We start from the raw sequence: 18430 nt of genomic DNA, 5'->3' as shown, positions 1-18430 counted from the left end.
GAATATCTGCATGGTGCCAGCGGTAAGCCAGACCGGGCTTGGCGAAGGTGACAAAGCTGATGATTATATCGCGGCGGCGTCTTTAGCCGTTGAGGATGCGGTCGAGCAACTTGGTAAATCAGCCCGCAAAAATGATGCTTCGGTTGAGGAAGTTTCTGGACAGGCTGTGCGCCGTGTTGCAAGAAGTATGTTTGGATTGCGCCCGATTACGCATGTCCATATCATGCGGGTGAACCAAGAGGATTTGATGGCATGATAGGCCGTATAAATCATATCGCGATTGCCGTGCCTGATGTTGAAAAGGCCGCGTTGCACTGGCGGGATGTGCTGGGTGCAGATGTCAGTGCGGTCGAAAGCCTGCCCGAACATGGGGTGCGTATCGTTTTTGTAAATGCCCCAAATGGTAAAGTTGAACTTATGGAACCATTAGGCGAGACATCACCAATTGCAATGTTCCTGCAACGTAATCCTGATGGTGGTATGCACCACATATGTTACGAAGTGTCGGATATTGCCGCAGCATGTGATCATTTGACAGCCAAGGGCGCGCGTGTGCTTGGTAATGGGACACCAAAAAAAGGCGCGCATGGGAATCCAGTCTTGTTTTTACATCCAAAGGATTTCAATGGCACTTTGATTGAACTTGAAGAGGTGCGTTAGGGCAGGTCATGGATATTGTATCAGGAGTCGTCGTATATATACTTTTATGGTGGTGGGTGTTTTTGATGACATTGCCCTTTGGTGTAAAGGCACCAACAACTGTTGAAACCGGACATGCAACATCGGCACCCGAACGGCCTTTGATTTGGCGTAAGGTAGGGGTGGCGACAATTATCGCCGCGATTTTGTTCATAATGGTTTTCATGGTAATTGATTCGGGTTTGATATCGCTAGATAAGCTTTAATACGCACCCCGCGACGACCTGTCGCAGATGGTTTTAATGCGTCTTGATTAGCAATTTTTCGGCCAGTGTGGGGCTTCTGTAAACTAGGCTGAGCATACGAAAATCAAAACCAAAAAGAAAAAGCAAGGCTCGCGCCTTGCCTTTCAAACAGTCGCCAATCTGTGCTGGCTTTTTCACTCCCTAAACCCGGTCTTTGCAACCTGTTACATTTACGCTAAGCAATAAAACATCATTTGTCGATACAAAATTATTCTTTTTTTAATAAAATAGTCATTCATATGTATTATTTGTAACAAGACAGAGTGAATTAGCTATTTAGAGGTAATGTGGCAACGTAAAGACAATACATTGTTGAATGATGTTTTGATGTGCTACAGGTTTTTAATAAATGTTTTGCTTGTGAAATCGAGTGTTACTTTTGGTGATCGGGTAAATTCAATACATGGCTACGAATGCAAAAATTTATCTGGCATCGGATCACGCTGGTGTTGAATTGCGCAGTGCGGTTGCCGCATATATTGCGGCGAAAGGTTTGCAGGTTGTCGATCTTGGCCCAGATGCTGGCAGCTCAGTCGACTATCCAGATTACGGAGAAAAGCTAGCTATGGCACTATCTGGTGAAGTTGATGCACGTGGCGTTGCTATCTGTGGAAGTGGTATAGGTATTTCAATAGCTGTAAATCGTTTTCCATGGGTGCGTGCCGCGTTGGTCACGTCTGCCGAGGCGGCGCGTTTGTCACGTGAACATAATAATGCAAATGTGATTGCGCTTGGTGAACGGCTGATAAGCCAGGAGACAGCTCTGGCGTGCATTGATGCGTTTCTTACTACCGACTTTGAGGGTGGTCGTCATGCGAGGCGGGTTGATAAGTTGACGAAACTTTCGCCCTAGTTTGAGCGAAATAGTGTCGCAAATGGGATGCGCACTGTGACAGTAACATGTGTAATTATTCGGCTCCCCTGTCGAGGAATGGTCATTGCGACCGCATTAACCAAAGGAGATTATTATGGACGATTTAAAAAGAACAATACCATCATTCGTAATGGACGGGTTTTTCTCAGCACCATTAAAGGACACCGATCCTGAAGTAGCGGCTGCATTAGGGCATGAGCTTGTGCGCCAGCAGGATCAGATTGAAATGATCGCATCCGAAAATATTGTCAGTACGGCCGTTATGGAAGCACAGGGATCTATTTTCACCAATAAATATGCCGAAGGCTATTCAGGTCGTCGTTATTATGGCGGTTGTGAGTATATGGACGTTGTCGAGACATTAGCGATTGAACGCGCCAAGACGCTGTTTAATTGTAACTTTGTAAATGTGCAACCGCATTCTGGTGCGCAAGCTAATCAGGCTGTATTCTTGAGCTTATTAAAGCCAGGCGATACGATTCTGGGTATGTCATTGGCCGCAGGTGGCCACCTTACGCATGGTGCAGCGCCAAACCTATCGGGTAAGTGGTTTAATGCCGTGCAATATGGCGTTGATCCAGAAACCTCTTTAATCGACTTTGATGAGTTGCAGAAAATTGCCGAAGAGTGCAAACCACAGATGATTCTGGCTGGTGGTTCGGCCTATCCTAGAACACTCGATTTTGCCAAATTCCGTGAAATTGCTGATTCGGTTGGTGCCTATCTGATGGTCGATATGGCGCATATTTCTGGTCTGGTTGCTACCGGTGCGCATCCAAGCCCGGTTCCTCATGCGCATGTTGTGACCTCAACAACGCATAAAACATTGCGTGCATCGCGTGGTGGTATCATTCTGTCCAATGATGAAGCGCTGGGCAAAAAGTTCAATTCAGCTGTTTTCCCAGGACTTCAGGGTGGCCCGTTGATGCATGCGATTGCTGGTAAAGCGGTTGCTTTTGGCGAAGCGATGCGGCCAGAGTTTAAGCAATATATCGACTCTGTTGTTGAAAATGCTCGTGTGCTTTCTGAAACGCTGATCGAACGTGGTGCGGCGATTGTATCTGGAGGTACTGACACACATCTGACGCTGGTCGATTTACGTCCAAAAGGTCTGACAGGTGATATCACTGAAGTGTCGCTTGAGCATGCTGGCATCACATGTAACAAAAATGGCATTCCGTTTGATCCGCAGCCACCTATGGTGACCTCGGGTGTTCGTCTGGGCACACCAGCAGGCACAACACGTGGCTTTGCGCGTGAGGAGTTTGTCGAAATCGGTCATCTGATCGGAGATGTTTTTGACGGCTTGGCAGAAAATCCAGAAGACAATAGTGCTGTTGAGGCTGTTGTACGTGAAAAAGTGCGCAGACTATGTCGGGCTTTCCCAATCTATCAATAGTGTGTACAATCACTCTCACGTCAATATATAGCGTGGGTTTGGGAAATGATTTGTCCGTTTTGTGCCAGTGAAGACACGCAGGTAAAGGACTCTAGACCATGTGAAGACGGCGCCGCTATCCGGCGTCGCCGCTTCTGTGGTAAATGTGAGTCACGCTTTACAACATTTGAGCGTGTACAGTTGCGTGAAATTATGATCGTAAAGCGTAATGGACGCCGGTCTCTTTTTGATCGGGAAAAGCTTGAACGGTCTTTTGAAATTGCTTTGCGCAAACGCGATGTTGACCCTGACGATAAAGCACGGTCGATCAATCAGATTGTGCGCCAACTTGAAAGCCACTCCGACGGGGATGTGCCAAGCGAACTTGTTGGTGAATTGGTCATGACGGCGCTTAACCAACTCGATCATGTAGCCTATATACGTTACGCATCGGTTTATCGAAACTTTGGAGAAGCCAAAGATTTTGAAGCCTTTGTTGAAAAAGAACTTGGTGATTAATATCCCGACTAAAAACATTGATCAAAAATGGATGCGTTACGCCATTTCGGAAGCCCGAAAGGCGGTTGGGCGCGCTGCTGAAAATCCGCCGGTTGGCTGTGTGATTATAGCTGCCTCTGGTCAACTTGTCGGGGCTGGACATACAGCACTGACAGGTCGGCCGCATGCCGAAACTGTGGCGCTGGCGATGGCAGGTCAACACGCGCGTGGTGGCACCGCCTATGTCACGCTGGAACCTTGTGCCCATCAAGGGCAAACGCCTCCATGTGCCACGGCATTGATCGAGGCAGGAATCCGACGGGTTGTCATAGCGTGGCAAGACCCCGATAGGCGTGTGAATGGCAAGGGTGTGGCTATGCTTCGTGCGGCTGGTATTGACGTTATCACCGATATTGCAAGTGATATGGCCTATTCTGTCATGCAGGGGTTTTTACATCGTATGGTGCATAAACTGCCTCTTGTCACTATCAAGACAGCGACATCACTGGATGGTGGTATTGCACTTGGTGATGGTCGGAAAATTTGGCTGACATCACCACCAATGCGCCGTTATGTGCACCTGCTACGCAGCAAATCAGATGCAATTTTGACAGGTATTGGGACGATTCTGGCAGATGATCCAGAAATGACATGCCGGTTGCCCGGGCTGGAACAAGATAGCCCGTCACGATTTATTCTGGATAGTCAGCTTCGTTGCCCTCCAGATGCCAAGATTCTGCAAAATAATAACGCTGTGCCAACGGTGATCTTTTGTGCTGATACCGCGTCATCTGATACCCGGATTGCGCTTGAAAAGTCTGGCGCCGTGATTGTGCCAATAGCTGTGGATAAAACACCAGATGATGGGTCGCCAAAGCGGCTCGATCTGAAAAAGGTTTTACGTTATCTAGGTGATGCGGGGGTGAATAATCTGCTGGTTGAGGCGGGTAGCTCTATTGTGACCAGTATGATTGCCAGTGACCTAGCCGATGTTATCCATTGGACGCAAAGCCAACATTTACTGGGCAGTGACGCTATTCCTGCTATATCACCCCTAAAGCTAGTGGCTTTGCCTGAGCAAACGCGATATACCGAGACGCATCATCAGCAAATCGGACGGGATCGCCTGACCATTTTGGCTAAATCTCTTTAGACTGGCGTAATCATAAGTAACGGATGTTTTGATGTTTACAGGAATCATTACCGGACAAGGCCATATTCTTGATATTCACGATGCAGGCGACCGGCATTTAACTATTGGGTGTGACTGGGATTGCGCGACGATTGATATTGGGGCGTCTATTGCCTGTTCGGGTATATGTTTAACTGTGGTCGCGCGTGATGCGCATAGCTTTAAGGTTGAGGCATCATCCGAAACAATATCGGTGACAACGCTTGGTAACTGGCACAAAGGTGACAAAATTAATCTTGAACGTGCGCTTCGTATGGGAGATGAGCTGGGCGGTCATATTGTGTCCGGTCATGTCGATGGGTTGGCCGAAGTGTTATCGATCACGCCTGATGGTGATAGTCATATTGTAAGCCTGAGTGTGCCTGCTGATTTGGCGATGTTTGTTGCGCCCAAGGGATCGGTTACATTAGATGGCGTGTCTCTGACAGTGAATAATGTCACTGACGATAGTTTTACGATAAATGTAATTGCTCATACATGGGATGTGACCCAGTTTGGTGTGCTGACGGTTGGTCAGAAAATGAATATGGAAATAGATATGCTGGCACGCTATGTTGCGCGCCTGAATAGCCTTAACAAGGAAGCGTAATAATGAGTCAGTCCGGTAAACCAGATATGCCCGCATTATCTCCCATTGAAGATGTTATTGCTGATGCCAAACAAGGTAAGCTTTTCATCCTGATTGACGATGAAGATCGTGAGAATGAAGGCGATCTGTGTGTTGTAGGCGAATGGGTGAGCCCGGAAAATATTAACTTCATGGCAAAGTATGGGCGCGGACTTATCTGTTTGGCTTTGCCACGTGAAAGAACAGAGGCACTGGGGCTCGGCATGATGGAGCGCCGCAATGAATCGCGGCATCAGACAGCGTTTACGGTTTCGATTGAAGCGCGTGAAGGCGTTACAACAGGTATTTCGGCTGCCGATCGTGCCCATACGATTCGTACAGCTATCGACCCGCAACGAAGTGAAAAAGACATCACCACGCCAGGGCATATTTTTCCGCTTATTGGCCGTGATGGCGGAACGCTTGTACGGGCAGGGCATACCGAAGCAGTTATTGATATCGCACGTGCAGCTGGTTCGGAAAATCCATCAGGTGTTATTTGTGAGATTATGAAAGATGATGGCGAAATGGCACGTCTTGATGATTTGCTGCCTTTTGCAAAAGAACATGATTTAAAAATCGGCACTATTGCTGATTTAATTGCATGGCGCCGTTTGAATGAAACGCTGGTTCAAAGGTCAGTAGAAACAGACTTTGCTTCTCAGACAAGCGGCTCATGGCGGATGATTATCTATGTAAATACGATCTCGGATGTTGAGCATATAGCACTTGTGAAAGGGGACATTTCCGGAGATGACCCTATTCTGGTGAGAATGCATGCCCTTGATTTGATGTCTGATGTGCTTGACGAAGCGTCTCCATTTCGGAATGGCCGTGAGTTGGAAACAGCTATGCATACGATTGAAAAGAATGGACGAGGCATTGTTGTTGTGCTTCGTGAGTCGTCAAATACCAGCCTGTCATCAATGGTAAGCCAGCGGGTGATGCAAGATACCAATAGCGGTGATAATCCAGGGCATGATTTACGTGAATATGGAGTAGGTGCGCAAATTCTTGGTGATCTTGGCGTTTCCAAAATGGTTCTGTTATCAAATTCCAAGCCAAATGTTATCAGCCTAGATGGGTATGATCTGGAGATTGTTGACTGGAAGCCGTTGAATGGAGAGGGGCAGTAATGTCAGCACATTTTCTAATTGTTGAAGCACGCTTTTATGGTGCGCTCGCGGATGCTCAGAGGGCAGGAGCCATAGCCGCCCTTGAAGCCGAGGGTGCAACGCATGAAACCATTTCTGTGCCGGGTGCGCTTGAAATTCCAGCAGCGATTGCCTTTTACGCATCCAGCGACAAGCGCTTTGATGGTTATGTTGCACTTGGCTGTGTTATTCGTGGAGAGACAAGCCATTATGACACTGTTTGTAATGAATCAGCGCGCGGGCTGATGGATTTGGCGTTGGCAGAAAATCTGGCTATTGGTAACGGTATCATTACGGTTGAAGATGAAGATCAAGCATGGGCACGTGCTGATAAAAGCCGTAAAGACAAAGGTGGAGACGCTGCACGCGCGGCTCTGGCTATGGCAAAATTGAAACAAGACGTAGGTATCTGATCATATGGCAAAGGAAAATGCTGAACTGAAACCTGTTCCTGTTCGCCGACGATCTGCATCACGCGTGTCTTCGATACAGATATTATATCAATCACAAATTACGGAACGCACCTCGATTGATTTTGCACCGGATTATCTGACGCATTATGCGCCGGATGTGTCAAAATCCTTTCGGGTTAAAGATATTGACCACGAGCATTTGAATGCCCTTTACACAGGCGTTGAAAAAGAAATGGCGCTGTTAGATGAGGATATTGCCAATTCTTTGGTAAGTGGATGGAGTATTGAGCGCCTGCCATTGATTGAGCTGACTGTGTTACGATGCGGTGCTTATGAATTACGGTTCATGCCGCATATTCCTGCACGTGCTGTGGTTAGTGAATATGCGGCTATCAGCGATGCCTGCGGCTGTGAAGTTGCGTTTGTGAACGCGATACTAGACCGCTTATCGCGCATCGTGCGAACGGTTGAGATGGGTACAGCTTAAAGCTTGGGAGTCTATTCTTCGGTTGCGCGCCGCCGCTTAAGATTCTTGAACACCTGATCGATCACACCATATGTGTTGCCTGGTGTTGGTGTCTTTTCATCAATATGGGCGATCGATATGCCTGAATTTTCATCAAGCACGTCAATAGCGCGGACAATATCATCTTTATCCACCGTAAACATGACCACAGTCCGGGATGTTGTTTGGTTGATGCCCGCAACAGGCTCTTCCATTATTTGAGAAACATAGTAGGTTTTGCCAGATTCGAAAGCACCTTCAAAGCTAGGTTTTCCGAGAATGAAAATCAAATCGGATTTTGTGCTTTTGCCAAGTTCAATCTTTGCCAGTTCGGTTTCATCGATGTTATGTCCATGAGAGCTGATGCGCGACTCACATCCAATAGTGCTCAGCATTACGATGCTTAACAGTGCTACAGAAGAAAGTGCGCGTAAAACAGTCATGTGTGCAAATGTTCGTCTGGTCATAGCCGCGTTCCTAGGATATAGACATGCTTAGTCATATAGATAGCCAACATAACGAGATGTTTGTAAAATGAACAGTAAAGAAAATGGGTGGCTAAAACAAATGCTTGGTTTTGGTAGAAAAAAACAGGACACGATTGCTGAAACCCTGTATGCGCAGGCTATTACCATAGCCAGAACACCCAAACTATATATCGATTATGGTGTGACGGATGACGTTGATGGTCGTTTTGATGCCCTTTGTCTGGTTGTGATGCTGGTTATGCGCCGACTTAAAGACATAGAAGGGGGCAAGGACATCAGTCAGGATCTTTTCGATTCGATGTTTGCTGATATGGATTTATCATTGCGTGAAATGGGTGCAGGTGACATTGGCGTGTCAAAACGTGTCCGTGTCATGGCCGAAGGTTTTATGGGGCGGTTGGAACATTACGCGTTAGCCCTTGATACAGGGGATGATGACATGCTTGCTAAGGCATTGGCTCGAAACCTTCTGCGTAACCCAGAGGCGGTGGATCAGGTGGCACAAAGCGGTCTGGTTGGTTTCGTGCAAACCCTAGCGCAAAAAATTAATACTGTGTCTGCTAAAGATATGCTTTCAGGTCAGATGCATATTGAGCTCTAGATCAGACAGTTTCAATTGGATAACAGCTTAGGTGCTATATAATAGCTTGATATTAACATCATCGCCATAATGTGATCGCCTGATAGCTTTAATGAATGGTTTTTGAAATGCCGGTTTTTTCTCTATCTGCTGAGCTTGCCGCTGATACGATCAAGCCGGACGCTACCTATCGATGCAAAGTCATTCCCTCAAAAGATGAAATTGATATGTTGCTGGCGCGCTTCGAATATATTGCTGTCAATGATCTTGTTGCCGAGTTACAAATCCGCAAAGTGGCACGTGATTGCTGGGATATACAGGGCAGATTAACCGCCGATGTGGTGCAAAGCTGTGTCGTAACCGGGAAGCCATTACCGGAAAGTGTGGATTTTACGTTAGAAGAACGTTATGTTCGCCTTGTTGACGATACAACGTCAGTCGAAGTTGATTTAGACGGAGTGGAACCGCTAAAAAACGGCTTTATTGATTTAGGCGAAATGGTGATACAGTCGCTAGCGTTAGCTGTCACAGCATGGCCGCGGGCAACCGATGCGGCTGAATATACCGAGCCTGATTCCGTAAAGAGTGATCACCCATTTGCTGGGTTGTCAGCTATAAAACAGTCAACCAACAAAAATTGACCGAGTAAACTGGAGAGCAGTCTGTCCAAGAACATTAAAATAGCACTGGACGCCATGGGCGGCGATAACGCGCCCGAGATTGTCATCAACGGTGCTGAACTCATTAAGCAACGATTGCCACATATTGACCTCGTTTTTGTTGGCGATGAAGCCCAGATCCGTGGATTTTTGGCACAGACAAAACATCTGGGTAATGCCGAGGTTCTGCATGCGGTTGATGCGGTGTCTCCCGATGATACCGCTTCCCAGGCTGTGCGTAGGGGGAAAACGACGTCAATGTGGCTGGCTATTGCCGAAGTTGCAGATGGTCGCGCTGACGCTGTTGTTTCGGCAGGTAATACAGGTGCCCTAATGGCGATGGCGAAATTACAGCTTCGGACAATGCCTGGCGTTACAAGACCAGCTATTGCCGGGTTGTTGCCGTCAGAAAAAGATATTGTCTGTATGCTTGATTTGGGCGCAAATCTTGAAGTTGATGAAGAAAACATGGTGCAATTTGCCCTTATGGGACAGGCTTTCTATCATAGCTTGACCGAAAAAGAGCGCCCGGTTGTTGGCTTGCTGAATGTGGGTGAGGAAGAACAAAAGGGGCATGAATATCTGCGCCTGGCATCTCAGGAACTATCCAACCCTGATCTTGGTGTGAACTATTATGGTTTCATCGAAGGATCCGATCTTGTTAAAGGGGACGTCGATGTTGTCGTTGCCGACGGGTTTTCGGGTAATATTGCGCTGAAAACAGCTGAAGGCGTGGCGCGATTGTTATCATCATTTCTGCGGCGCAGTTTCACCTCAAGCATATTGTCAAAGCTTGGTTATCTTCTTGCACGCTCTTCGATGAAAGAATTACGCAGAAAAATGGATCCGCGTCTTTATAACGGTGCGGTTTTTCTTGGCCTGAACGGCATCGCAGTAAAATCTCATGGCGGAACCGATGCGTTAGGATTTTCAAATGCTATTGATGTTGCGGCAAATTTGATCGATCACGGCTTTATACCTGATGTAAGCAGCGCCATTGAAAAAGCTGCACTTATACGAGAAAAAAGGAAACTGTCTGATGTCGAATAAGTCCGTTTTAATGACATCTGTGGGTTCATATTTGCCTGAAAAGGTAGTTACAAACAAAGAACTTTCAACTTATGTCGACACTAGTGACGAATGGATACGCCGTCGTACAGGCATTACACAGCGTCATGTTGTTGGCGAGAATGAGAAGACATCCGATCTTGCCCGCAAGGCTAGCCTTGAAGCCTTGCAAAATGCAGGTTTAACAGGTGTTGATATTGATTTGATCATCGTTGCCACATCTACGCCGGATGATACTTTTCCGTCAAATGCCACCAAGTTACAATATCAAATTGGGGCTACCACTGCGATTGCGTTTGATATTCAGGCGGTTTGTGCAGGCTTTATCTATGCCTTGGATGTTGCCGATGCGATGCTCCAATCGGGTCGTGGTAAACGCGCCCTCGTTGTTGGTGCCGAAAGCTTTTCAAAAATTCTTGATTGGAATGACCGTTCAACCTGTGTGTTGTTTGGTGATGGCGCCGGTGCAGTTGTTCTTGAGGTCGAGTCCGACGCTGGGGATTTTGGCATCAAATCGTCGATTCTTCATGCAGATGGAAATTATCGCGATATCCTTTATGTTGATGGTGGGCCATCGAGTACAAATGACGTAGGCCATGTGCGCATGGAAGGCAAAGAGGTTTTTCGTCACGCGGTTGAAAAGCTGTCAGCGGTGATGGATGAGGTGCTGGAAGCGGCCAATATGACCGCAGCTGATGTTGATTGGTTGGTGCCGCATCAGGCAAATATTCGTATCATTGACGGTATGCAGCGTAAGATGAATCTGCCTCAAGATCGCGTTGTCCGTACCGTTGACCGGCATGCAAATACATCGGCTGCCTCAATACCATTGGCTTTGGCAGAGGCTGTTAGGGATGGACGAATCAAGAACGGACATGTGCTGGCACTCGAAGCCATAGGTGGTGGTCTTGTGTGGGGTGCCGCCCTTGTAAAATATGGACGCCCGCAACAATAGATAAATTTTTGCTATCTTTTTCGTGCAATGGTGAGATTTTTTTGATTATATATCCTTACAAAATTAGAAAAATGGTCATATAGTTATTTGCCGAATTGACCCTCACTATGAAAGAAAGTAGCTTTTAGTAATGTCAAAGACCCTAACACGCGCTGATCTTACCGAAGCTGTTTACAGAAGCGTCGGACTCTCAAGAAACGAATCCTCCGATCTGGTGGAGGCTGTGATTGAAGAAATATGTTCATGTCTTGAATCAAATGAAGAGGTCAAACTATCTTCCTTTGGTACATTTTCGGTTCAATCAAAGACTGAGCGTGTTGGCCGCAATCCCAAAACAGGCGTTGAGGCTGTGATCACACCGCGACGGGTACTGTCGTTCAAGCCGTCACATATTCTGAAAAATCGTGTTGATGCATCGCAATGACAGGTAAGTCTGACGACGCATTCCGGACGATTTCCGAAGTTTCCAAAATGCTGGACATCCCAGCACATGTTTTGCGTTTCTGGGAAACAAAATTCAGTAGTCTTCGACCGCTCAAAAGAAGCGGGGGACGCCGCTATTACCGCCCAACCGATGTGGCCTTATTAGAGCGCATTCGTGATTTACTGTATAAAGACGGGTTCACCATCAAGGGTGCGCAAAAATTTTTGCGTAGCAAAACTGAATCGCCACATGATCTAGATAGTCTGGTTAGTCAGGCTGGTGGCGTTGTTACAGATACCGAGAATGCGACTGAGACTGCGACTGCGACTGAGACTGGCAAAGATGCTCATGTGGCTCTGGTTGCTGCGCTGGCACTTTTACAAGATGCCAGAAGCGATATTGCCAGACTGAAATTGGCAATCGCGTTTTAAATTATGTAATGCGAATTTTGGTTTATGTGCGACGCTTTGGTGTCGATCAAAACAGCGTTGCGCTGACACCTTGCCATGGTTATATAAAGAGTATGGTCCGGAGCGTAGCGCAGCCTGGTAGCGCACTATACTGGGGGTGTAGGGGTCGTGGGTTCGAATCCCGCCGCTCCGACCATTTCAACACTCATTAAATATCAATAAAACAAAGACATACAGGCGTGTTTTTGTTTAAGATGCTGTAAAGATCACTTGTTTTAACGCCAATGTAACAGGGATTTACCATGCTGGTGAGAGGCGATTCTTTTCTTTTAACGCCAGCATAAACTGAAATTTTATGAATCACTTGATTGATTTTATCTTTAGTTCGTCAGGTAATCCTGAAGTGCGTTGAATTTCTGAAGTTTTGTCAGACTTGCACCTAGTGGCTAGTTCGTCATATGTTTGTCATTCATATCCCCCAAAGCATTTGAGTTAAGTGCAGTGATTTTCCCTTTATAGGGTATAGCTGTATGAGGATAGATAAGTCCTATTATGCGAACACAAATAAAGGGCTATTAATAAATAACGTCATTACCGGATTTAAGATTGTTAAAGCAACCGTCTGGTCATGGTCGCCGCTAAGGAGGAAAGTGGTGCCTCGCCTATTAACAAAAATTCCTGAGCTTTCATTGCTCTTGCTACTGACAATCATTGCCTACACTTATGTTGAATATGCGGCAGTGGTTGGAAACACGCCAATCGGGTCATCACTGTCCAGCGTTGATATGATTGTGCTGTCTTTCGTCATCAGCATGGCGATAGCGATTATTGCCGTGATTGCTGGTGTTGGTGGCGGCGTTATCTTCACGCCCATAATGCTTGCCTTTACTTCAATCGATACGTTGGTTATTCGATCGACAGGGCTTGTCGTGGCGATGTTTAGCGGCTTGGTTTCCACTGGGCCATTTATGCGCAAAGGCCTAGCTGACGTTAAAATTGTATTCTTTGGCGCATTGCCAATTATCATTGGTGGATTAGGTGGTGCCTTTGCCGCGATTATACTGGCGCGCTATCTTGGTGAGACCGGCGATGCGATTGTGCGTCTTTTACTGGGGGTTACCCTGATACTGATCGCTTTGCTTTTTATTTTCAGCGGCTCCAATAATGAATATCCTCAAACTGATAAATTTGACACTCTTGGCAATGATCTAAAACTCCGCAATACCTACTGGGAAGAGTCCCTAAACACCTATGTTCGCTATCGTGCCGTCAATGTAAAACTTGGCGGCTTTTTGTTTTTTGTTGTCGGCTTTACCGGAGGTTTCTTTGGTCTTGGCGGCGGCTGGGCTGTTGTGCCTGTTTTGAATCTTGTTATGGCGGTGCCGTTGAAAGTATCGGCGGCATCAAGCGGCGTCTTGCTGGCCATGGGTAATGCAGCAGCAATCTGGCCTTACATTAATGCGGGTGCATTGATTGGTCTGGTGGCGGCACCTTGGATGCTTGGTCAGGTCATTGGAGGCATCATTGGTGCGCATATTCTGGTATCAATCAAAGCTGGTTTTGTGCGCAACCTTCTCATCATTCTCTTGTTGATGACCAGTGTGAAATTAATGGTTCGTGGATTAGAGACGTTATTAAGTATAGATATACCTATATTCTGATAGGAAACGAATAGAATGGCTAAATTCAAAAGAACGCTGATTCCACTATCTGGTATTGTTTATGGTGAAATCATTTATTGGACGACCATCAGTTCAGCCATTGTGGTTCTATTTGGAACTATTAAAACCTTTATCGAACCGCATAGTGCCTTGCCGCCAGCTTATATGTTGGATGCGGTGTTAAGCGGCCAATCAGTGACCGATATTTGGATGGGGTCACCAATGGGTGCTGTGCCAAATGGTCATTGGTATCTGTCTATCCTGTCAAGCGGTGAGGGTATGACAACTGCCGGGCTGGCTTTGGGTGTATTCAGTATTATCCCTGGCACCTTTATTTCGTCGTTCTTTTTATGGCGTTCCAATAACCGTTTCTTCGCCAGATTGGCACTTGCGGCTGCCTTTATCACCATCACTTCTATGGTTGGGGTTATCCCTCTGCCTATCGGCTAGGCGTTTAGCTAGCCTTTAAATTACGTATCTTTAAACAAGCTTTGGCTTTCGTGATTTGGCATTTACATGCTCTCGCCATGCCGTCAAAACACCGGCCGATGCGATCATGCCCATGCCGGCAATTGTAAAAGCGCTTGGCCAGCTCCCAAAAAGTAATTTGCCCCAAATAATGGCAAAAAGCAGGTATGAAAAATCAAGTGGAGCCAGTCGGCTACTTTCGGCAGTCTGGTAGGCTCTATTCAGAAAGATATTGCCTGACAGGTTCAAGACGGATGAGACGGCTGCGAAAAGCAACACGGTGAGCGTTAGAACTGGCCAGCCAATAGCCACAAAGGGCATAGCGTCCTGAAGGGCTTGTTCAGGCGCAAATACGGTCAGTAACAGACTGCCCATGGCGCCTGAAATAATGAACATCAGCGCCACCGCAAAGGTCAGCGCAACTGGGCTCTCGCCCCGGCAATATCGCCGTAATATCAGAATATTTATGGCATATAACAAACCAGCGCAGATCGGCAAAAGCTGGACTAATGTGAAGCTACTAGTCCATGGTCGTAAAATCGTCATCGCGCCACAGACCCCAAGAAGCAAAGCAATAATGCGCCATATACCAACGCGCTCACCAAGAACCGGTGCCGCCAGTAAAGTGACGAATAATGGATAGGTGTAAAGTCCTGCTGCCATCTGTGCGACAGACAGAAAAGGTGCGCCGGCAAAAAAGCAGAACATGCACATTGTCATAACTGCTGCGCGTAAGAAAACCATACGCGGGTTCAGCGGAATGAGCAGGGCAAAACCGCTACCAAGAGCGCATAGACAAAGCAGCAAAAACCCGTTGCCCATTGATCGTAACGTCTGAAATTGCCAGAATGACGTTTCTGACGCCATATATTTGACCAGTGAATCCTGTAAGGCTAGGATCAGAACACCACTTAACACGAGGACCATGGCGGTGACAGGACGATCCTCAGTTGGTCGTTCAAGAAGCTTTATTTTCATTGCCCAAACATTCCCACGACAGGGTGCTTGTGATATCGTGCGCGATAGCTATCTTTTGCCATATAACGCATCGATCTGCTCACCATAAATATCACGCACCATATGGCGGCGAACTTTTAAAGTGGCTGTCATCAAACCATTTTCAGTGGTGAAGCTTTCATCAGCAATGACAAACCGTCTCACGCGTTCAATTTGTGATAGGCGGCTATTGGCACGTTCAACAGCATTGGCAATTAGTGTTTTTAAATGCTCAGGGTCTTTTGCCATATCATAGGTATCTTGCGACGGAACAATGACCGCGGAAAGCCATGGGCGACGATCCCCATCGACCATCGTCTGTTCGATTTCAGGTTCAATCGATAGCAAGGCTTCGACGCGCCCAGGGGCGATATTTTCACCACCCGAATTGACAATGATATCTTTCTTGCGTCCGGTGATCGTGATCATGCCGTCCTTGTCAATGGAGCCAAGGTCGCCTGTATAAAGCCAGCCATCACGAATGGCGGCGGCTGTGCTGGCTTCATCCCGCCAATAACCTTTCATCAGCAAATCACCAGCCACCAGAATTTCACCATCACTGGCAAGTTTTACTGTGACCCCGCTGACAGCAGGTCCAACAGTTTCTATTTTGATATTCTGGGGACGGTTGGCAGAAATAAGCGGCGAGGCTTCGGTCTGGCCATATCCCTGCAGCAATTTAACCCCCAATGCCATGAAAAAAGATCCGATTTCAGGATTCAATGCCGCCCCGCCTGACACAAAATATTTTAGCTTGCCACCAAGCCGTGCATGTACTTTCTGCCTTACCAGTCTGTCCAATATCCGGTTAAGCAAAAATTCATGCGGCATTAATAGCCGCCCTTCAAGCTGTTTACGGCCTAGCTTAACTGCCATGTCGAACAGCTTTGCCGAAATGCCACCTTTGATCCTGACCCCGCGTGTAATGCGCTCATATAATACTTCATAAAGCCTGGGCACCGCCGTCATCAAGGTTGGCGACACTTCAACAAGATTCGCCGCTATTTGATCGGTACTTTCGCAATACCAGACTTCAGAATTGCTCTGGAATGGTAAATGCATGCCTGCTGTATGCTCATAAGAATGAGATAGTGGTAGAAGTGACAGGAAACGCTGGTTTTCCGATACATTACCTTCGGCAAGCAGTTCAATTGCCGCGTCAATATTAGCCTGAATCGATCGATGTGTGAGCATTACCCCCTTGGGGCGACCGCCGGTTCCTGACGTATATATGAAACAGCATACGTCATCAGTATCTATAGCATGAATACGGCTGTCGATATCAGCCAGCGGCGTTGACTCTTTCATGATGTCTTGCCAAAACAGAACATCGGCGTCACCCATATCTGGCAGGGTGGTGGTTTTATCCATAACGATCAAGGTATGAAAATTAGACGTCCGGGCCGCCGCCATACCCACACGTAGGGCCAGGTTGCCAGATGAGGTGATCGCAATATGTGCCGATGAATGATCTATAATATAATGATGATCTTGTTCGGTGTTCGTCGTATAGGCAGGGACAACGATCCCACCGATTGACATAATGGCAATATCGGCAATCGCCCATTCGGGACGGTTTTCAGCCGATACCACAACGCGGTCACCTGATTTTACACCTTGTTTGACTAATGTGCTGGCAAGCTTACACACTTGTTCTGAGATTTCGGCCCAGCTTTGTCCATGCCATGTTCCACCAGCTTTGTGAAATAAAAGGGGTTTGTCTGGCGATTGTTGTGCGGCCTTAAAAAAGGCGGCTGGCAAATTTGCTGATGTGACATAATGATCCGAGGTCGGCGCGGCTGACATAGGCTTAATTTTTCCTCAAAACTGAGCAAGATCATTTACAATATCTAAATTCCTATTCTTTGCAAATTAAATGAAACCAGATGGTTTATCCTATCATCTGTATTCATATAAGCGACCAAGACATGTAATTACGTCATTCAGTTTGCAGATGTCACGAAGCAGCCAAAACGCTGTTCCCACAGTGAGTTGCAGATATTTTCTATGTCTGCGCGATCGCTTTTTTCGGTAACAAGATCATAAACCTGTTGACCAGTGCGCGAGGTTTTGGAAACGACGGTTAGTTCGAGCATCTTGAAAGTATCTTTAAAAGTGGTTTTCAGATAATGGATGCCGTCATTGGCCTGCTGGGAAGAGGCGTAGGATCCAAGTTGCGCTACAAATAGATTAGATATATTCCGATTGCGCGTCACCTTAGCCCTAACCGGCGATTTCGTTATTTGATCTATAGTCGCAGTTTCATCTTGCTGCTGGCTTTTATCTGGTATCACGTTGTCAAAATTAGGTGTTGTATATTTGTTTCTGCCTGCCAATGCGGTGCGGGCGTCAAGGTCGGTTTCAATGTTTATATTCCTGCCTAATTTCGTATCTGTGATCAGTTCAGATGCGGCAATATTTGTATAATCTGGATTTGTATAATCTGGCGAGGCTTTATCATGTTCGATATTCATGGGCATTTTGTCGTTTGATGTGCGCGCTGCCATTTCAAATTCTAATGTGGATGCCCGTAAAGCTCGTAATTTTGCTCTTAATGATTTGTTCTGTGCTGTCAGCATGGCGACTTCGTCACGGGCACGTTTGATTTCATGTGCATCATGGGTCATATCTGTAGCCTTTACATTAATCGGTTCTGTTACTGATCCCGACGTACAGACCAGTGGATCGGGTGTTTCTACAATAGGGCAAGTGGCCAGCTCTGGATGTGCTTGCATGATGCTTTTATCTGCACGTGCATAAAGATCAGAACAAACGTCTTTGATCATTTCGCTTGCCGCCGAATGAGCTTCGTTATCTAGGCTTTGCGTGGTGCCTTGGTTGCCGAGATTTGAAATCAACCAACTTGCATAGCTGTCTACCAAAGCATTGATATCATCTTGTCCAGCAATTGACACCCCCTCAAGAGTGCTGGCCTGTCGAATAAGTGACCCGGCAAATTTGCGGCGCTCAAACCATAATGCGCCATGTTTTGCATCGATTGTGGATTGTAACTCCATCAGGCGGGCAAAAGCCGCACATACACTTCCTTGTTCAGCCATGGCACCGTATGTTTTCCATGTATCAAGACGTAATTCGGCAACTGCCGTGCGTAACGGCATTATGGCCACTATAACGATATGAAAAATCAAAATAAGA

Annotated in this window: 22 protein-coding genes, 1 tRNA gene and 1 pseudogene; 20 read left to right on the top strand and 4 right to left on the bottom strand. The window is 46.7% G+C overall.

Annotation, left to right across the window (positions count from 1 at the left end; all coding sequences use genetic code 11):
* The 11 genes and pseudogenes from ACTF7Q_RS02770 to ACTF7Q_RS02720 form a co-directional block, all read left to right on the top strand.
* Positions 1–256 (top strand): annotated as a pseudogene (locus ACTF7Q_RS02770) (MBL fold metallo-hydrolase); the annotation flags it as partial.
* Entirely contained in the window at positions 253–660 is a 408-nt protein-coding gene (gene mce, locus ACTF7Q_RS02765; protein WP_438996325.1) for a methylmalonyl-CoA epimerase, read from the top strand. The pseudogene ACTF7Q_RS02770 and the gene mce, both read left to right, overlap by 4 nt.
* Before the next feature lie 8 nt (positions 661–668).
* Positions 669–905 carry a DUF1467 family protein gene (locus ACTF7Q_RS02760; RefSeq protein ID WP_438996324.1) on the top strand — a complete coding sequence of 79 codons (237 nt, stop codon included), beginning with the start codon at positions 669–671 and terminating at the stop codon, positions 903–905.
* A gap of 442 nt (positions 906–1347) precedes the next feature.
* Entirely contained in the window at positions 1348–1797 is a 450-nt protein-coding gene (gene rpiB / locus ACTF7Q_RS02755) for a ribose 5-phosphate isomerase B (RefSeq protein ID WP_438996323.1), read from the top strand.
* A gap of 151 nt (positions 1798–1948) precedes the next feature.
* The gene (glyA, locus tag ACTF7Q_RS02750) at positions 1949–3217 is read left to right on the top strand and encodes a serine hydroxymethyltransferase (RefSeq protein ID WP_438996327.1); all 1269 of its coding nucleotides are present in this window, start codon (positions 1949–1951) and stop codon (positions 3215–3217) included.
* Positions 3218–3262: 45 nt separating this feature from the next.
* Positions 3263–3715, top strand: a complete 453-nt coding sequence (gene nrdR / locus ACTF7Q_RS02745; protein ID WP_438996322.1) for a transcriptional regulator NrdR — start codon at positions 3263–3265, stop codon at positions 3713–3715.
* The gene (gene ribD, locus ACTF7Q_RS02740) at positions 3693–4847 is read left to right on the top strand and encodes a bifunctional diaminohydroxyphosphoribosylaminopyrimidine deaminase/5-amino-6-(5-phosphoribosylamino)uracil reductase RibD (RefSeq protein WP_438996321.1); all 1155 of its coding nucleotides are present in this window, start codon (positions 3693–3695) and stop codon (positions 4845–4847) included. Before nrdR ends, ribD begins: the two co-directional genes overlap by 23 nt.
* 31 nt (positions 4848–4878) lie before the next feature.
* On the top strand, positions 4879–5475 hold the full coding sequence (locus tag ACTF7Q_RS02735; RefSeq protein ID WP_438996320.1) for a riboflavin synthase: 597 nt from the start codon (positions 4879–4881) through the stop codon (positions 5473–5475).
* Positions 5476–5477: 2 nt separating this feature from the next.
* Positions 5478–6629 carry a 3,4-dihydroxy-2-butanone-4-phosphate synthase gene (ribB, locus tag ACTF7Q_RS02730; protein WP_438996319.1) on the top strand — a complete coding sequence of 384 codons (1152 nt, stop codon included), beginning with the start codon at positions 5478–5480 and terminating at the stop codon, positions 6627–6629.
* Positions 6629–7060 (top strand): 6,7-dimethyl-8-ribityllumazine synthase, encoded by a 432-nt coding sequence (locus ACTF7Q_RS02725; protein ID WP_438996318.1) that lies wholly within the window; start codon positions 6629–6631, stop codon positions 7058–7060. The genes ribB and ACTF7Q_RS02725 overlap by 1 nt, the downstream gene beginning before the upstream one ends.
* Positions 7061–7064: 4 nt before the next feature.
* Complete coding sequence (locus tag ACTF7Q_RS02720; RefSeq protein WP_438996317.1) at positions 7065–7547, top strand: transcription antitermination protein NusB; 483 nt, start codon at positions 7065–7067, stop codon at positions 7545–7547.
* Between the two features lie 11 nt (positions 7548–7558).
* Here the strand turns inward: ACTF7Q_RS02720 and ACTF7Q_RS02715 are convergent, their stop codons facing one another.
* Positions 7559–8032 carry an outer membrane protein assembly factor BamE gene (locus ACTF7Q_RS02715; protein WP_438996316.1) on the bottom strand — a complete coding sequence of 158 codons (474 nt, stop codon included), beginning with the start codon at positions 8030–8032 and terminating at the stop codon, positions 7559–7561.
* Between the two features lie 67 nt (positions 8033–8099).
* On the opposite strand from ACTF7Q_RS02715, the gene ACTF7Q_RS02710 reads away from it, so the two are divergent.
* The 9 genes from ACTF7Q_RS02710 to ACTF7Q_RS02670 all read left to right on the top strand — a co-directional run bounded on the left by ACTF7Q_RS02710 (position 8100) and on the right by ACTF7Q_RS02670 (position 14260).
* Positions 8100–8654 carry a ubiquinol-cytochrome C chaperone family protein gene (locus ACTF7Q_RS02710; protein ID WP_438996315.1) on the top strand — a complete coding sequence of 185 codons (555 nt, stop codon included), beginning with the start codon at positions 8100–8102 and terminating at the stop codon, positions 8652–8654.
* Between the two features lie 107 nt (positions 8655–8761).
* Positions 8762–9274 (top strand): DUF177 domain-containing protein, encoded by a 513-nt coding sequence (locus ACTF7Q_RS02705; RefSeq protein ID WP_438996314.1) that lies wholly within the window; start codon positions 8762–8764, stop codon positions 9272–9274.
* A gap of 21 nt (positions 9275–9295) precedes the next feature.
* Positions 9296–10342, top strand: a complete 1047-nt coding sequence (plsX, locus tag ACTF7Q_RS02700; RefSeq protein ID WP_438996326.1) for a phosphate acyltransferase PlsX — start codon at positions 9296–9298, stop codon at positions 10340–10342.
* Complete coding sequence (locus ACTF7Q_RS02695; protein WP_438996313.1) at positions 10332–11315, top strand: beta-ketoacyl-ACP synthase III; 984 nt, start codon at positions 10332–10334, stop codon at positions 11313–11315. The genes plsX and ACTF7Q_RS02695 overlap by 11 nt, the downstream gene beginning before the upstream one ends.
* A gap of 130 nt (positions 11316–11445) precedes the next feature.
* On the top strand, positions 11446–11739 hold the full coding sequence (locus tag ACTF7Q_RS02690) for an integration host factor subunit alpha (RefSeq protein ID WP_013045046.1): 294 nt from the start codon (positions 11446–11448) through the stop codon (positions 11737–11739).
* Positions 11736–12170, top strand: a complete 435-nt coding sequence (locus tag ACTF7Q_RS02685; protein WP_438996312.1) for a MerR family transcriptional regulator — start codon at positions 11736–11738, stop codon at positions 12168–12170. Before ACTF7Q_RS02690 ends, ACTF7Q_RS02685 begins: the two co-directional genes overlap by 4 nt.
* Before the next feature lie 98 nt (positions 12171–12268).
* Positions 12269–12345, top strand: a tRNA-Pro gene (locus tag ACTF7Q_RS02680).
* Between the two features lie 457 nt (positions 12346–12802).
* Positions 12803–13810, top strand: a complete 1008-nt coding sequence (locus ACTF7Q_RS02675; RefSeq protein ID WP_438996311.1) for a sulfite exporter TauE/SafE family protein — start codon at positions 12803–12805, stop codon at positions 13808–13810.
* Between the two features lie 15 nt (positions 13811–13825).
* A complete protein-coding gene (locus tag ACTF7Q_RS02670; protein WP_438996310.1) occupies positions 13826–14260 on the top strand; it encodes a hypothetical protein in 435 nt (144 codons plus the stop codon).
* Positions 14261–14290: 30 nt separating this feature from the next.
* Here the strand turns inward: ACTF7Q_RS02670 and ACTF7Q_RS02665 are convergent, their stop codons facing one another.
* The 3 genes from ACTF7Q_RS02665 to ACTF7Q_RS02655 all read right to left on the bottom strand — a co-directional run bounded on the left by ACTF7Q_RS02665 (position 14291) and on the right by ACTF7Q_RS02655 (position 18393).
* The gene (locus ACTF7Q_RS02665) at positions 14291–15256 is read right to left on the bottom strand and encodes a DMT family transporter (RefSeq protein WP_438996309.1); all 966 of its coding nucleotides are present in this window, start codon (positions 15254–15256) and stop codon (positions 14291–14293) included.
* A gap of 48 nt (positions 15257–15304) precedes the next feature.
* A complete protein-coding gene (locus tag ACTF7Q_RS02660; RefSeq protein WP_438996308.1) occupies positions 15305–17080 on the bottom strand; it encodes an AMP-dependent synthetase/ligase in 1776 nt (591 codons plus the stop codon).
* Positions 17081–17217: 137 nt separating this feature from the next.
* Entirely contained in the window at positions 17218–18393 is a 1176-nt protein-coding gene (locus ACTF7Q_RS02655; protein ID WP_438996307.1) for a hypothetical protein, read from the bottom strand.
* Between the last annotated feature and the right edge of the window lie 37 nt (positions 18394–18430).

The organism is Puniceispirillum sp. (SeqCode) (assembly GCF_965657105.1).
Classification (GTDB): Bacteria; Pseudomonadota; Alphaproteobacteria; order Puniceispirillales; family Puniceispirillaceae; genus Puniceispirillum.
Note: the sequence above shows the minus strand (reverse complement) of the source record. Positions and strands in the feature narration are given on the sequence as shown.

Excerpts from the sequence above, each read along its gene's own strand:
- ACTF7Q_RS02715 (WP_438996316.1), bottom strand. The coding sequence starts at position 8,032 with ATGACCAGACGAACATTTGCACACATGACTGTTTTACGCGCACTTTCT.
- ACTF7Q_RS02665 (WP_438996309.1), bottom strand. The coding sequence starts at position 15,256 with ATGAAAATAAAGCTTCTTGAACGACCAACTGAGGATCGTCCTGTCACC.
- glyA (WP_438996327.1), top strand. The coding sequence starts at position 1,949 with ATGGACGGGTTTTTCTCAGCACCATTAAAGGACACCGATCCTGAAGTA.
- ribB (WP_438996319.1), top strand. The coding sequence starts at position 5,478 with ATGAGTCAGTCCGGTAAACCAGATATGCCCGCATTATCTCCCATTGAA.
- ACTF7Q_RS02670 (WP_438996310.1), top strand. The coding sequence starts at position 13,826 with ATGGCTAAATTCAAAAGAACGCTGATTCCACTATCTGGTATTGTTTAT.
- ACTF7Q_RS02760 (WP_438996324.1), top strand. The coding sequence starts at position 669 with ATGGATATTGTATCAGGAGTCGTCGTATATATACTTTTATGGTGGTGG.
- ACTF7Q_RS02735 (WP_438996320.1), top strand. The coding sequence starts at position 4,879 with ATGTTTACAGGAATCATTACCGGACAAGGCCATATTCTTGATATTCAC.
- ACTF7Q_RS02655 (WP_438996307.1), bottom strand. The coding sequence starts at position 18,393 with ATGCCGTTACGCACGGCAGTTGCCGAATTACGTCTTGATACATGGAAA.
- ACTF7Q_RS02720 (WP_438996317.1), top strand. The coding sequence starts at position 7,065 with ATGGCAAAGGAAAATGCTGAACTGAAACCTGTTCCTGTTCGCCGACGA.
- rpiB (WP_438996323.1), top strand. The coding sequence starts at position 1,348 with ATGGCTACGAATGCAAAAATTTATCTGGCATCGGATCACGCTGGTGTT.
- ACTF7Q_RS02710 (WP_438996315.1), top strand. The coding sequence starts at position 8,100 with ATGAACAGTAAAGAAAATGGGTGGCTAAAACAAATGCTTGGTTTTGGT.
- ACTF7Q_RS02685 (WP_438996312.1), top strand. The coding sequence starts at position 11,736 with ATGACAGGTAAGTCTGACGACGCATTCCGGACGATTTCCGAAGTTTCC.
- ACTF7Q_RS02690 (WP_013045046.1), top strand. The coding sequence starts at position 11,446 with ATGTCAAAGACCCTAACACGCGCTGATCTTACCGAAGCTGTTTACAGA.
- ACTF7Q_RS02695 (WP_438996313.1), top strand. The coding sequence starts at position 10,332 with ATGTCGAATAAGTCCGTTTTAATGACATCTGTGGGTTCATATTTGCCT.
- nrdR (WP_438996322.1), top strand. The coding sequence starts at position 3,263 with ATGATTTGTCCGTTTTGTGCCAGTGAAGACACGCAGGTAAAGGACTCT.
- ACTF7Q_RS02705 (WP_438996314.1), top strand. The coding sequence starts at position 8,762 with ATGCCGGTTTTTTCTCTATCTGCTGAGCTTGCCGCTGATACGATCAAG.
- mce (WP_438996325.1), top strand. The coding sequence starts at position 253 with ATGATAGGCCGTATAAATCATATCGCGATTGCCGTGCCTGATGTTGAA.
- ACTF7Q_RS02725 (WP_438996318.1), top strand. The coding sequence starts at position 6,629 with ATGTCAGCACATTTTCTAATTGTTGAAGCACGCTTTTATGGTGCGCTC.
- ACTF7Q_RS02660 (WP_438996308.1), bottom strand. The coding sequence starts at position 17,080 with ATGTCAGCCGCGCCGACCTCGGATCATTATGTCACATCAGCAAATTTG.